This window comes from Bacillus salacetis (assembly GCF_003581585.1).
Classification (GTDB): Bacteria; Bacillota; Bacilli; order Bacillales; family Bacillaceae_B; genus Rossellomorea; species Rossellomorea salacetis.
In genome coordinates this window covers 44,368-56,936 of sequence record NZ_QXIR01000033.1, presented here as the reverse complement: position 1 = coordinate 56,936, position 12,569 = coordinate 44,368, and the positions used below count along the sequence as shown (strand labels likewise).

General features: G+C 44.0%; 15 protein-coding genes and 2 tRNA genes. 13 read left to right on the top strand and 4 right to left on the bottom strand.

The features are described from left to right. Positions 1-64 precede the first annotated feature (64 nt). The 6 genes from D3H55_RS19220 to tsaD all read left to right on the top strand — a co-directional run bounded on the left by D3H55_RS19220 (position 65) and on the right by tsaD (position 3,230). Positions 65-138 (top strand) — tRNA-Met (locus tag D3H55_RS19220). A gap of 223 nt (positions 139-361) precedes the next feature. Continuing rightward, positions 362-438, top strand: a tRNA-Asp gene (locus tag D3H55_RS19215). Positions 439-602: 164 nt separating this feature from the next. After that, entirely contained in the window at positions 603-1,058 is a 456-nt protein-coding gene (tsaE, locus tag D3H55_RS19210) for a tRNA (adenosine(37)-N6)-threonylcarbamoyltransferase complex ATPase subunit type 1 TsaE (RefSeq protein WP_119548919.1), read from the top strand. Beyond that, positions 1,055-1,744, top strand: a complete 690-nt coding sequence (tsaB, locus tag D3H55_RS19205; protein WP_119548918.1) for a tRNA (adenosine(37)-N6)-threonylcarbamoyltransferase complex dimerization subunit type 1 TsaB — start codon at positions 1,055-1,057, stop codon at positions 1,742-1,744. Before tsaE ends, tsaB begins: the two co-directional genes overlap by 4 nt. Positions 1,745-1,759: 15 nt before the next feature. Then, positions 1,760-2,218 (top strand): ribosomal protein S18-alanine N-acetyltransferase, encoded by a 459-nt coding sequence (rimI, locus tag D3H55_RS19200; protein ID WP_119548917.1) that lies wholly within the window; start codon positions 1,760-1,762, stop codon positions 2,216-2,218. Continuing rightward, positions 2,211-3,230, top strand: coding sequence for a tRNA (adenosine(37)-N6)-threonylcarbamoyltransferase complex transferase subunit TsaD (tsaD, locus tag D3H55_RS19195; protein WP_119548916.1), 1,020 nt, complete (start codon positions 2,211-2,213; stop codon positions 3,228-3,230). The genes rimI and tsaD overlap by 8 nt, the downstream gene beginning before the upstream one ends. Positions 3,231-4,006: 776 nt before the next feature. Here tsaD and D3H55_RS19190 read toward each other — a convergent pair. After that, complete coding sequence (locus D3H55_RS19190) at positions 4,007-5,941, bottom strand: ABC-F family ATP-binding cassette domain-containing protein (protein ID WP_119548915.1); 1,935 nt, start codon at positions 5,939-5,941, stop codon at positions 4,007-4,009. A gap of 373 nt (positions 5,942-6,314) precedes the next feature. On the opposite strand from D3H55_RS19190, the gene D3H55_RS19185 reads away from it, so the two are divergent. The 5 genes from D3H55_RS19185 (at position 6,315) to ymaG (ending at position 8,456) form a co-directional block, all read left to right on the top strand. After that, positions 6,315-6,989 (top strand): redox-sensing transcriptional repressor Rex, encoded by a 675-nt coding sequence (locus D3H55_RS19185; RefSeq protein ID WP_119548914.1) that lies wholly within the window; start codon positions 6,315-6,317, stop codon positions 6,987-6,989. A gap of 49 nt (positions 6,990-7,038) precedes the next feature. Next, the gene (locus D3H55_RS19180) at positions 7,039-7,215 is read left to right on the top strand and encodes a twin-arginine translocase TatA/TatE family subunit (RefSeq protein ID WP_119548913.1); all 177 of its coding nucleotides are present in this window, start codon (positions 7,039-7,041) and stop codon (positions 7,213-7,215) included. An 18-nt stretch (positions 7,216-7,233) separates the two neighbouring features. Beyond that, positions 7,234-8,007 carry a twin-arginine translocase subunit TatC gene (gene tatC, locus D3H55_RS19175; protein WP_119548912.1) on the top strand — a complete coding sequence of 258 codons (774 nt, stop codon included), beginning with the start codon at positions 7,234-7,236 and terminating at the stop codon, positions 8,005-8,007. Positions 8,008-8,110: 103 nt separating this feature from the next. Continuing rightward, positions 8,111-8,245, top strand: a complete 135-nt coding sequence (locus tag D3H55_RS25315) for a hypothetical protein (protein WP_276310255.1) — start codon at positions 8,111-8,113, stop codon at positions 8,243-8,245. Next, positions 8,226-8,456 (top strand): inner spore coat protein YmaG, encoded by a 231-nt coding sequence (gene ymaG / locus D3H55_RS19170; RefSeq protein WP_119548911.1) that lies wholly within the window; start codon positions 8,226-8,228, stop codon positions 8,454-8,456. The genes D3H55_RS25315 and ymaG overlap by 20 nt, the downstream gene beginning before the upstream one ends. Positions 8,457-8,545: 89 nt before the next feature. Here the strand turns inward: ymaG and D3H55_RS25505 are convergent, their stop codons facing one another. The 3 genes from D3H55_RS25505 to D3H55_RS19160 form a co-directional block, all read right to left on the bottom strand. Continuing rightward, positions 8,546-8,731, bottom strand: coding sequence for a RepB family plasmid replication initiator protein (locus D3H55_RS25505; RefSeq protein ID WP_420808776.1), 186 nt, complete (start codon positions 8,729-8,731; stop codon positions 8,546-8,548). 229 nt (positions 8,732-8,960) lie between these two features. Further along, complete coding sequence (locus D3H55_RS19165) at positions 8,961-9,167, bottom strand: YdiK family protein (RefSeq protein WP_119548910.1); 207 nt, start codon at positions 9,165-9,167, stop codon at positions 8,961-8,963. Continuing rightward, positions 9,167-9,907, bottom strand: coding sequence for a CPBP family intramembrane glutamic endopeptidase (locus tag D3H55_RS19160; protein WP_119548909.1), 741 nt, complete (start codon positions 9,905-9,907; stop codon positions 9,167-9,169). Before D3H55_RS19160 ends, D3H55_RS19165 begins: the two co-directional genes overlap by 1 nt. Before the next feature lie 364 nt (positions 9,908-10,271). Here D3H55_RS19160 and groES point away from each other — a divergent pair, with 364 nt between their 5' ends. Continuing rightward, entirely contained in the window at positions 10,272-10,559 is a 288-nt protein-coding gene (gene groES / locus D3H55_RS19155; RefSeq protein ID WP_113927142.1) for a co-chaperone GroES, read from the top strand. 53 nt (positions 10,560-10,612) lie between these two features. Further along, positions 10,613-12,244 (top strand): chaperonin GroEL, encoded by a 1,632-nt coding sequence (gene groL / locus D3H55_RS19150; RefSeq protein ID WP_119548908.1) that lies wholly within the window; start codon positions 10,613-10,615, stop codon positions 12,242-12,244. Positions 12,245-12,569: the final 325 nt, after the last annotated feature.

The window sequence follows — 12,569 nt, the reverse complement described above, 5'->3', positions numbered from 1 at the left end:
GTAGTTGGGGGATCTCCCCCTGTGAGAGTAGGACGTCGCCAGGCTGTTATGAATTTTATATCGTCGCGGGGTGGAGCAGTTCGGTAGCTCGTCGGGCTCATAACCCGAAGGTCGCAGGTTCAAATCCTGCCCCCGCAATACCATTTTTGTCAAAATATCCTGCCTTGAGGCAGGATGTTTTGACTCTTATATCTCTCGTTACTTTAAGGAAGGATATTATCACTTAGTATCTGCTCCTTATATTAAGGATAGATAATTTGATAAGTAGTATCTGCTCCTTACATTAAGGAGAGATATTTTGACAAGTAGTATTCGCCCCTTAAATTAAGGAAGGATATTTTGCTTGTCAGCAAAAATCCCTGGTCCGGTAGTTCAGTTGGTTAGAATGCCTGCCTGTCACGCAGGAGGTCGCGGGTTCGAGTCCCGTCCGGACCGCCATCTATTAAATTGTGAGATTAGCGAAACGATGTTTCGTTATTTTTTTTGTCTTCATGAAAGATTTTTTGCTCAACCCGTGGAAATCGGGTAAACTACATATATACTTCATCCTTAGGAATTGATCATGCTCCTAAGGTTTTTTTATACTATTAAAGGAGAATTGTATGTCTGTATATGAATTAGAGACAAGCAGCCCTGAACAAACAACTGAATTTGCCATGCGGCTTGCTGAACTGCTTCAGGAAAATGATCTCCTGACACTGGAAGGTGATCTGGGAGCGGGTAAGACCACTTTTACAAAGGGGCTTGCCAGGGGTCTGGGAGTCAGGCGCAATGTGAACAGTCCCACTTTTACCATCATCAAGGAGTATCAGGGACGGCTGCCGCTGTATCATATGGATGTTTATCGGTTGGATGATTCCTTTGAGGATCTGGGATTTGATGAATATTTCAATGGCGGAGGGGTAACGGTTGTTGAATGGGCGCATTTAATAAAAGAGCAGCTTCCGGATGAGAAGCTTGCGATATCGATTATGAGAAAGTCCGACGATGAGAGGGTCATTACACTTAACCCGTCAGGTCAGAGATATGAAATGTTATGTAAGGAGATTTTTGAATGAAGATCCTTGGGATTGATACTTCCAATTACCAATTGGGAATTGCTCTTGCCAGTGATGAGGAAATCATTGGCGAATATATCACAAATATAAAGAAGAATCACTCTCTTAGAGCCATGCCGGCTGTGGAGATGCTTATGAAGGAGTGCGGTGTTTCTCCGGCTGAATTGAACAAGATTGTGGTTGCAGGCGGCCCTGGTTCCTATACAGGGGTAAGAATCGGCGTGACGATTGCGAAGACCCTTGCATGGACTCTTAATATTCCTGTTATCGGGGTTTCAAGCCTTGCCGTTTTGGCATCATCAGGAAGATATTTTGATGGGCTGATCTCTCCATTATTTGATGCGAGGAGAGGGCAGCTTTATGCTGGGCTATATAAATACAGTGAAGGCAAGCTGCAGTGTATGATCGATGATGCTAATCTGCCAGCAGAAGAATGGGCTGACAGCTTAGCGAGGTATGGGGAGAAGATTCTGTTCGTCGGGCATGATGTGAAGATTCACCAGGATGTCTTAAAAGATAAACTTGGAGAACAGGCAGTGCTCGCTGATATGACAAGCAGCAATCCCCGGCCATCCGAACTTATCAGGATTGGGATGGGGATGCCCGTGGAAAACGTCCATGGGCTTGTACCGAACTATATCAGACTGGCTGAAGCAGAAGCAAAGTGGAGAGAAGCGCAAAAATAGCAAGTAAACTGGGGAATGGTTATGAGTGAGTATACAGTAAGGTTGATGAATACAGAGGATTTGGACCAGGTCATGGAAGTGGAAAGCCATTCATTTTCCATACCCTGGAGCCGGGATGCATTTTTTAATGAATTGGAAACAAACCATTTTGCTACATATATTGTCATTGAGGACAATGATCAGGTCATCGGGTACTGCGGGGTCTGGATTATCGTCGACGAGGCCCATATTACCAATATCGCAGTTCTTCCCTCATACAGGGGCAGAGGCCTAGGCGGGAAGCTGATGGGGAGTATGATTGAGATTGCAAAGGAAATGGGTGCCAGGACCATGACGCTTGAAGTAAGGGTCAGCAATGATCCTGCCCAGTCTTTATATAGGAAGTTCGGCTTCCATGATGGCGGGATCCGCAAAAATTATTATTCTGACAACCAAGAGGATGCATTAGTTATGTGGGTGAAATTATATGAGTAAAGACACGTTTATCTTAGGAATGGAAACAAGCTGTGATGAGACAGCTGTTGCTATTGTCAAAAATGGAAAAGAGATTCTTTCTAATGTGGTAGCGTCTCAGATAGAAAGCCACAAACGCTTTGGCGGGGTTGTACCTGAGATTGCTTCCAGGCATCATGTTGAACAAATTACGATTGTGATCGAAGAAGCATTGAGCCGGGCTGGAATGACAATGAAAGAAATGGATGCAGTTGCGGTAACTGAAGGGCCGGGATTGGTAGGTGCGCTTTTAATTGGAGTCAACGCGGCTAAGGCTTTGGCTTTTGCCCATGGACTGCCTCTTATCGGGGTTCACCATATTGCCGGGCACATTTACGCCAACCGTTTAGTGACAGAAATGAAGTTTCCTCTTCTTTCATTGGTCGTCTCTGGCGGGCACACCGAGCTGGTTTACATGAAAGAGCATGGTTCCTATGAAGTCATTGGGGAGACGCGGGATGATGCAGCTGGTGAGGCCTATGATAAAGTAGCCAGGACCCTCAGCCTTCCTTATCCAGGCGGCCCGCATATCGACCGGCTTGCTGCTGAAGGTAACCCGGAAATTAATTTGCCTAGGGCATGGCTGGAAGCTGATTCTTTTGACTTCAGTTTCAGCGGCTTGAAGTCAGCGGTCATCAATACTGTCCATAATGCGGAACAACGTGGGGAAAAGATTGCACCGGAAACCCTTGCTGCCAGCTTCCAGGAAAGCGTCATTGATGTATTGGTCACCAAGACACTTAAAGCTGCAAAACAATATGAAGTAGAGCAGGTCCTGCTTGCAGGTGGAGTTGCAGCGAATAGAGGATTAAGAAGCAGGCTCGAAACGGAATTCGGGTCCCTGGAGGGTATAGAACTCGTAATACCCCCATTATCACTCTGTACAGATAATGCAGCGATGATAGCTGCTGCCGGGACGATTGAATTTGAAAAGGGAAAACGGGGGTCGATGGCGATGAATGCCAACCCTGGTCTGGATATCGAGAATTTTTAGGCTTGAAAGAGAAATCTTTCAAGTCTTTTTTATTTTCCGGGCTTGTCTGCAGCAGCTTTGGGGACAAGTTGTGGATATGAATTGGATCTTTGAAGGATGGCTGACACCATGGAGGGATACAGGAGCTGATTTGTATTAGAGTGGGGGTAAAAGTGTGGAAATGGCTACAATTTCTGCGTGTATTTGTAGGAGAGTGACGGACTGAGCGGGATGATACATACAAAAAGGGTTCAGATTAGTACTAGAGTGGGGATAAAAATGTGGAAAAGCCTACAAATCCCGAGGTATTTGTAGGAGAGTGACAAGCAGAACGGGAAGAAACCTACAAAAAAACATCCATATTTTTATTAGAGACAGAAAAGAACGTAAAATCACCTGCCAATCCTGGGTTCATCCCCAGGAAAACCACCTCCACACTAAAAGTTACCCTCAGGTCATCCACAATGCCCCTAAAAACCGCTAAAAAGTTTAAGGTTATTAAAAACAGGGAATAAGAAAATATATAATTTTGCCTAAATAAGAACATGTGTTTTGTACACAGGTTGTGGATAAGTTGTTAGTAAGTCAAGCTGCAGTTGTGTAAAAACACGAGGAAAAATTTCCTATTTTTTTGTGAGTAATGGGGATAATTGTGGATTAAATTGTGGATAATGTGGAAAAGTCTAGTGAATAAAGAGATATAAGCAACTCTTCTGTTAATAACTTTGTGGAATAAAGAGCATCTCAATGAAAATGAAAAACGGCTCAGGGTCTGTCTGTCCCTGAAGCCGTTTTTATTAAGGTTGGAGAAGTTCTTCGATTTCAGCCCATTCATCCATGTATTCCTCCAGTGACTTCTTGGAGGATTCCAGCTTTTCATTCAGATCCGACACTTTTTCATGATCTTGGAAGACATCCGGATCACATAGCTCTGTCTCCAAGGTGCCAATGCTTTCTTCCAGCTCTTCCATCAGTGCCTCGAGTTCTTCTACACGCCTTCTCCGCTGCCTATCAAGCTTTTTCGCTTCTTTATCCTGTTGATAATTTTGCTTTTCCACTTTTACAGGAGCATGGCTTTGAACCTGCTTGCTTTCTTCGAGTTGAGCCAGTTCGAGGATTTCATTTTTCTTTTGAACATAGTAATCGTAGTCACCGAGAAATTCGACTGCCTCGTCGGGAGATAACTCGACTACCTTGGTGGCAATCCGGTTGATGAAATAGCGGTCATGGGACACAAACAGGATGGTTCCCGGATAATCAATCAGTGCGGATTCCAATACTTCCTTGCTGTCGAGATCCAGATGGTTCGTCGGCTCATCCAGAATCAACAGATTTGCCTTCTGGAGCATCAGTTTTGAAAGAGCAAGCCTGGCTTTTTCCCCGCCGCTGAGAGTGGTGACAGGCTTTAGCACATCTTCACCGGAGAAGAGGAAGTTGCCCAATACTGTCCGGATTTCCTTCTCATCCTTCATCGGGTATTCATCCCAGAGCTCATTCAAAACGGTTTTGTTGGAAGAAAGCTCGGCCTGTTCCTGATCGTAATAGCCGATGGATACATTTGACCCAAAGGAAAAACTTCCGCTGACTGGCTGCAGCCTCTTGATGAGTGTTTTTAACAGCGTGGATTTTCCGACTCCATTTGGCCCCACAAGGGCAGCACTATCCCCTTTGGACAACGTCATATCTATCGAGGAGGAAATTGCATCATTTTCATATCCGATTGAAAGATCATTGACTTTAAGGACATCATTTCCGCTTGGCCGATCGATGGTAAAAGAAAATGTTGCCGACTTTTCATCCCCTTGAGGACGGTCCAGCAAGTCCATTCTTTCAAGTTTCTTTCGCCTGCTCTGGGCAAGCTTGGTGGTGGACGCACGCGCAATATTTTTCTGGATGAAGTCCTGCAGTTTGGCGACCTCTTCCTGCTGTCGCTCGTACTGCTTCATTTCCCTTTCAAACATTTCCGCTTTCATCTCAAGGAACTGGCTGTAGTTTCCGTGGTATTTCTTTGAATTGGATCGGGAAACCTCATATACCTGGTTTACGACCTTGTCTAAAAAGTAGCGGTCATGGGAAACGATGAGGATCGCACCTTCATATCCTTGAAGATACTGCTCGAGCCATGACAATGTATCGATATCAAGGTGGTTGGTAGGCTCGTCCAGAATCAGGATATCCGGTTTGGTCAATAACAGTTTTCCCAGGGCAAGGCGTGTCTTCTGCCCGCCGCTCAAGGTTGAAATCGGCGTGCTGTAGTCGAACCCGGCAAAATTCAAACCGTGAAGGACGGAGCGTATATCCGCTTCAAACTGATAGCCTCCGGATTCTTTGAATTTCACTTGGATGTTATCATAATCTTTCAGGATTCTATTATACCTATCCGCATTCTCGTAGATATCCGGATCAGCCATTTCCTGTTCGAGCTTGCGAAGGTCTGTTTCCATTTTGAGAAGATCGTCAAAGACCGAAAGCATTTCTTCCCAAATGGATAATCCGGATTCCAGGCCGGTATGCTGGGCAAGATAACCGATGGAGACCTCCTTGGGTTTAATGATTTCTCCTGAATCATAGGAGAGCTGTCCGGAAATAATCTTTAATAAGGTAGATTTTCCGGCGCCGTTCCTTCCAACAAGAGCAACGCGGTCCCGGTTCTGGATTTCGAGTTTAATATTGGATAAGATCACATCAGCCCCGAAGGACTTTACGATTTGATTGACTTGTAATAATATCATTTCATTCACCTCTATATAGTAGGCTCTCATTTTTTTAAAGGCTGGCGTCACATACTTTTATAGCAGAAAAGGCCCTGGTATAAGAGTAAGTAAAACCAGTCATGGTTCTATTAGTATAGTGTATCTCAAAATCAATGGGGACGGAAGCGGAAGCCTCCTGGCACAACAGACAGCATAGGCAAAATAGTGTATGATAATAGAAACGGAAACGGCGGGAATATAGGGTTTACCATGAAAAGGAATTGACATATTGCTGTAACAAGCACAGAATGAAAAGGGTGACTTCGTACGCTCTGATGGAAGCGTTATCAGATGGTATGAAGTGAGAGGCAGGTAAAAAAAGCTCAAGCGAATACAATGTGGGGGAATGGCAATGAATCAGGAAAGTACAAAGATTCCACAAGCGACAGCTAAACGGCTGCCGTTATACTATAGATTCATCAAAAACTTACACTCCTCGGGAAAGCAGAGGGTGTCTTCTAAAGAGTTGAGTGAAGCGGTAAAGGTAGATTCCGCAACGATCAGGCGTGATTTTTCGTATTTTGGTGCGTTAGGAAAGAAGGGGTATGGGTACAATGTTAACTACCTGTTATCTTTCTTCAGTAAAACGCTTGATCAGGATGCACTGACAAAGGTCGTGCTGATCGGTGTCGGGAATCTGGGCACAGCTTTTTTACACTATAACTTTATAAAAAATAATAACACAAAAATTGAAATGGCATTCGATGTCGATCCGGGCAAGGTAGGTTCTATCATTGGCGATGTCCCGGTATACAGTCTGGATGATATGGAAAAGCATCTAGAGGATAATGGAATTGAAGTGGCCATCATGACCGTCCCGGCAGGTGCCGCCCAAAATATCACCGACAGGCTCGTGCAGGCAAACATCAAGGGAATCTTGAACTTCACCCCTGCAAGGCTGACTGCACCGGACCATATCAGGATCCACCACATCGACCTGGCAGTAGAGCTGCAATCGCTGGTCTACTTCCTGAAGAATTATTCTGAAGATGACACCGAAATGTCACAAGAAGAAAATAGAACATGATAGCAATAATAAACCGGATAAGTTATGATAGAACAAGGAGGTGAGCGTTATGCCACTAGGACCAGGTAGCCTCATATTGATCGCAATTGTTGCTCTATTGATTTTCGGACCGAAGAAATTGCCGGAATTGGGGAAAGCAGCAGGAAACACTTTGCGTGAATTCAAAAACGCAACAAAAGGCTTAGCAGATGACGACGACGATACAAAGAATAAAGATGCTAAGTAAATGTAAGGATTGAACGCTATGAGTCATAATGAAATGACACTTTATGAACATATAGGAGAACTCAGGAAACGGCTCATGTTTGTAGTCGTTTTCTTCATGTTGGCGTTTCTTGGCAGCTTCTTCCTCGCCGAACCGCTGATCAGGTACTTACAGCATGCGGATGAAGCAAAAGAACTGACAATGAATGCATTCAGGCTGACAGATCCGCTGAAGATCTATTTGGAGATGATGGTGTTCATCGCTCTGATCATCACCTCTCCGCTCATCCTTTATCAATTGTGGGCATTCATCAGCCCCGGCTTGCTTGATAGAGAGAGAAAGGTAACATTAAGCTACATCCCGATTTCGCTGTTGTTATTTCTGGGAGGATTATCGTTTTCTTATTTCATTCTCTTCCCATACGTAGTCAAATTCATGATGAACTTGTCGAATGAATTGAACATCCAGCAGGTAATCGGCATCAATGAATACTTTAACTTCCTATTCCAGCTGACACTTCCTTTCGGCTTGCTGTTTCAGCTGCCGGTCGTGATGCTGTTTTTGACAAGGCTGGGGATCATCACCCCGATGTTCATGGGCCAAATGAGACGCTATGCGTACTTCATTTTGCTTGTCATTGCAGCCTTCATCACGCCGCCGGACATCGTCTCACATATGATGGTAACCGTACCACTGCTGCTTTTATATGAAGTCAGTATCTGGATTTCAAAGATCGGTTATAAAAAAGTGCTCCAGGCGGAACAGGAACTGCAAAGGGAACTATATGAAGAAGAAAGAAAGAGAGAGGAATGACCTGACGGGTTGTTCCTTTTTGTGTTGTTCAGGGTGTTACCATCCCATGGGGCTTAAGTGACTTTCATATATTGTAAAACCAGCGGCTGTCCTGACTTGTCTAATGGCAGACGTTGCACAAAAAATGGAAAACAAGGATGAAAACCCAAGAATATTCCTCCGCTGGTTCATAGTCTATATTGTCTCTGATAAAAAAAAGAATGAGGAGGAATATGTGTATGAATCACAATGGATTTAATCTTCAAGATCAAAGGGTTTTTGGCCGGCCGGGGTTCGGATTTGGCGGATTTGGGCGTCCAGGCTTTGGGTTTGGCTTCGGCAGACCTTTCGGGTTCGGGTTTGGGTTTCCATTCTTAACGGGGTTGGCAGCAGGAGCTTTGCTGGCACCACGGCCGTACTACTACCCGTATCCTTACTATCCGTATGCCCCGTATCCTTACTATTATTGAGTAGAAAAGCTCTCCTGTTGACGCGGGAGGGTTTTTTGGTTTGATTGCCGATCAGGAAAAAGCGGCCTTTGAGGTGGTCGAGGTTTTTTTTAAGATGTTTGATGTGTCATAGACATAGGATAGAGCGTGTAAGGGGTTATGGAATTCAGTTTTGGAAAAATCGATAGGTCATAGAGGGTGAATGAATGCGTGGAATTCAGTTTTGGAAAAATCGATAGGTCATAGAGGGTGAATGAATGCGTGGAATTTAGTTTTGGTGAAAAAGAGGAGGTCATAGAGGGTGTATGGAGGTGTGGAATTCAGTTTTGGTGAAATCGATGAGGTCATAGAGGGTGTATGAGGGTGTGGAATTCAGCTTTGGAAAAATCGATGCTGTCATAGTAAACGAAAGAAGAAGCAGAAGGGGGTATTTTTAAAACAAACAGCCATAGACCAAGCAGCCCGGATGCAGACTTTTTTTCTCCGAATCACCGCCCAAAAAAAGAAGCCCCAAAAGGACTTCTTCTATTTCTTGTTATTCAAATGTTTCTTGATCTTGAAGTGCATGGCGACCATCCTGATCCCTGATCCGAAATCAAGTGTGGCCAGCAGCACCATCAGGTATGAGAAAAATCCCCATCCATGGTCATTTACATTTCGAATGGCAAAGTACGTAAATAGAACCCCGAGGAGGATATAAAGTATGCCGCTGAACAAAGGTGATCTCCTCATTAAAAGAATCCTCCTATAAATCCTTGTATTTTTTCTGCTTCCTGCATCATTCTTTCAATATCTTCCCTGAAGATGGACTGCATCAAAACCACCAGGGAGTTCATCGAGACGTGGGCAATGATCGGTACGATGATTCTTTTCGTTCTTACATAAAGGAAAGCAAAGGTGAAGCCCATGGCCGAGTACAACAGAACATGCTCCGGCTCGAAGTGGGCAAAGGCAAAAATGACCGAACTGATCAGTGCAGAGATGATGAAGGAAAACCGCTCATATAGAAAACCGAAAATGATTTTCCTGAACACAATCTCTTCAAGGATAGGGCCGATTACGGCAGCAACGATCATGGCCAGGGGCACATAGTCAATGATGCGGACGATATTCTGTGTATTCTCGGAGCCCATTTCAATTCCAATCAACCGCTCGATATTGATTGCCAGGCCTTGGGCAAAGAATGCCATGAAGATACCCGCAATTGCCCAGAGAGCTGAAAATAGGGCTGACATGGGTGCTTCTCTTTCAAGCTTCGTGCTTGTCTCGGTTTTCCTTAACAGGACCCAAACGACGATGAGCGCAATCGAGAATGAAAAAATCAGCCAGTATCCCGGAACAATCGCTTTCGCCTGTTCGCTCGTCTGGTTGAACCAATTCACAGCGATATTATAAAAAACCGGAATTCCGATAATGCTCGATAGCTGCATGATGATATAGGCGATAAGAACGTAGCCGTACTGTTTTTTCAAGATGATATCTCCTTATATAGAATCAGTTAAGGTGATCCTTATTAGCTTCTGCTTTTCTTTACAATTTTACTAATAAAGCGGCTTTTTCGCAAAGAAAGAGGTCTTATACTTGTATACGATAGCGCCTGTCTTAAAAGAACCCGAAGTTAACAAATTTGAGCAGGAATCACAATTGCATAATGATAGCCAGTCCCGCATAAAATAAGAGGGTGTGTTTTTTGATGGAATTTGACGAAAAAAAATTTAAGCAGGACTCTTGCAAAATGAAAACGAATTATTTATTATAATAAATGTGTTAGCACTCACTGTTAATGAGTGCTAATAATAAAGAATACTTACATAATATATGAGGAGGTTGTTTCACTTGTTAAAACCACTAGGTGATCGCGTCGTTATTGAGCTAGTAGAGTCAGAAGAGAAAACAGCAAGCGGTATTGTTCTGCCGGATTCAGCTAAGGAGAAGCCTCAAGAAGGCAAAGTTGTTGCTGTAGGTGCAGGCCGTGTTCTTGATAATGGTGAACGTGCAGCTCTTGATGTAGCTGCCGGCGATAAAATCATCTTCTCTAAATATGCTGGTACAGAAGTGAAATACCAAGGCACAGAATACCTGATCCTTCGTGACAGCGACATTCTGGCTGTAATCGGCGAATAATCGATCTTTAACTGAAAAAATAAACCTAACCACTTACAAGGAGGTCTTTTATAATGGCTAAAGATATTAAATTCAGCGAAGAAGCACGTCGTTCCATGCTTCGCGGTGTGGACCAATTAGCAAATGCGGTAAAAGTAACTCTTGGACCAAAAGGACGCAACGTGGTACTTGAGAAAAAATACGGTTCGCCGCTAATCACAAATGATGGTGTGACAATCGCGAAAGAAATCGAACTTGAAGATGCATTCGAAAACATGGGTGCAAAGCTTGTTGCCGAAGTAGCGAGCAAAACAAACGAAATCGCTGGTGACGGTACAACAACTGCAACGGTTCTTGCACAAGCGATGATCCGTGAAGGTCTTAAAAACGTTACAGCTGGCGCGAACCCTGTAGGTATCCGCAAAGGTATCGAAAAAGCGGTTCAATCAGCAGTTGAAGAACTTAAAAACATCTCCAAGCCAATCGAAAGCAAAGAGTCCATCGCACAGGTTGCGGCAATCTCTGCTGCTGACGAAGAAGTCGGCCAATTGATCGCTGAAGCAATGGAGCGCGTTGGTAACGACGGCGTCATCACAATCGAAGAATCTAAAGGATTCTCTACAGAGCTTGACGTTGTGGAAGGTATGCAGTTCGACCGCGGATATGCATCTCCTTACATGGTGACTGATTCTGACAAAATGGAAGCAGTCCTAGATAACCCGTATGTCTTGATCACTGACAAGAAAATCGGAAACATCCAGGAAATCCTTCCGGTACTTGAGCAAGTTGTTCAACAAGGCAAGCCATTATTGATTGTTGCTGAAGATGTTGAAGGCGAAGCCCTTGCAACATTGGTAGTGAACAAACTTCGCGGAACATTCAATGCAGTGGCTGTTAAAGCTCCTGGATTCGGTGACCGCCGTAAAGCTATGCTTGAAGACCTTGCCATCCTTACAGGCGGTGAAGTGATCACAGAAGATCTTGGACTTGATCTTAAATCTGCGAACATCAGCCAGCTTGGACGCGCAGCGAAAATCGTTGTTACAAAAGAAAACACTACAGTTGTTGAAGGTGCAGGCGAGCCGGATCAAATTTCTGCCCGCGTGAATCAAATCCGTTCTCAAATGGAAGAAACAACTTCTGAGTTCGACCGTGAAAAATTACAAGAGCGCCTTGCTAAGCTTGCAGGCGGTGTAGCGGTAGTCAAAGTTGGTGCGGCTACTGAAACAGAATTGAAAGAGCGCAAACTGCGCATCGAAGACGCCTTGAACTCAACTCGTGCGGCTGTTGAAGAAGGTATCGTTTCCGGTGGTGGTACTGCCCTTGTGAACGTATACAACAAAGTAGCTTCCCTTGAAGCTGATGCCGATGTGAAAACTGGTATCAACATCGTTCTTCGCGCACTTGAAGAGCCAATCCGTCAAATCGCACACAACGCTGGCCTTGAAGGATCCATCATCGTTGAGCGCCTTAAGAAGGAAGAAATCGGAACTGGCTACAACGCAGCAACTGGCGAGTGGGTAAACATGATCGACTCTGGTATCGTTGACCCAACAAAAGTTACGCGTTCAGCACTACAAAACGCAGCATCTGTTGCAGCAATGTTCCTAACAACTGAAGCAGTAGTTGCAGACATCCCTGAAGAAAACCCAGCCGGCGGCATGCCAGACATGGGCGGAATGGGTGGAATGGGCGGCATGATGTAATCTGCTCCCTCAATCCCTTGTAATATAAGGGTTTATGAGTATTTGCTAACATAATGCTAACATGATATTAAATAGAAGCTTCTCATTAGTTAAATTAACTTATGAGAAGCTTTTTTTATTTCCCAAGATTCAAAAAGATTACTAACCCATTTTTAAAAATTTTAACACTTTACTGGAAAAAACAGGTTTATTTTACAAAAAGAAGTGGTAAAAAATACTGATTTATCTACAAAGAAGTCATGACCATTGTACTACCACCTAATTTATTGGAATAAAAAACCATACAAAGGATCTATTTAATTTTAAGTAATATTCTGGAAAAATA

What these genes read in the sequence shown, in the direction of transcription:
- tsaE (WP_119548919.1), top strand. Translation starts at nt 603, where the DNA reads ATGTCTGTATATGAATTAGAGACAAGCAGCCCTGAACAAACAACTGAA.
- tsaB (WP_119548918.1), top strand. Translation starts at nt 1,055, where the DNA reads ATGAAGATCCTTGGGATTGATACTTCCAATTACCAATTGGGAATTGCT.
- rimI (WP_119548917.1), top strand. Translation starts at nt 1,760, where the DNA reads ATGGTTATGAGTGAGTATACAGTAAGGTTGATGAATACAGAGGATTTG.
- tsaD (WP_119548916.1), top strand. Translation starts at nt 2,211, where the DNA reads ATGAGTAAAGACACGTTTATCTTAGGAATGGAAACAAGCTGTGATGAG.
- D3H55_RS19190 (WP_119548915.1), bottom strand. Translation starts at nt 5,941, where the DNA reads ATGATATTATTACAAGTCAATCAAATCGTAAAGTCCTTCGGGGCTGAT.
- D3H55_RS19185 (WP_119548914.1), top strand. Translation starts at nt 6,315, where the DNA reads ATGAATCAGGAAAGTACAAAGATTCCACAAGCGACAGCTAAACGGCTG.
- D3H55_RS19180 (WP_119548913.1), top strand. Translation starts at nt 7,039, where the DNA reads ATGCCACTAGGACCAGGTAGCCTCATATTGATCGCAATTGTTGCTCTA.
- tatC (WP_119548912.1), top strand. Translation starts at nt 7,234, where the DNA reads ATGAGTCATAATGAAATGACACTTTATGAACATATAGGAGAACTCAGG.
- D3H55_RS25315 (WP_276310255.1), top strand. Translation starts at nt 8,111, where the DNA reads ATGGCAGACGTTGCACAAAAAATGGAAAACAAGGATGAAAACCCAAGA.
- ymaG (WP_119548911.1), top strand. Translation starts at nt 8,226, where the DNA reads ATGAATCACAATGGATTTAATCTTCAAGATCAAAGGGTTTTTGGCCGG.
- D3H55_RS25505 (WP_420808776.1), bottom strand. Translation starts at nt 8,731, where the DNA reads ATGACCTCCTCTTTTTCACCAAAACTAAATTCCACGCATTCATTCACC.
- D3H55_RS19165 (WP_119548910.1), bottom strand. Translation starts at nt 9,167, where the DNA reads ATGAGGAGATCACCTTTGTTCAGCGGCATACTTTATATCCTCCTCGGG.
- groL (WP_119548908.1), top strand. Translation starts at nt 10,613, where the DNA reads ATGGCTAAAGATATTAAATTCAGCGAAGAAGCACGTCGTTCCATGCTT.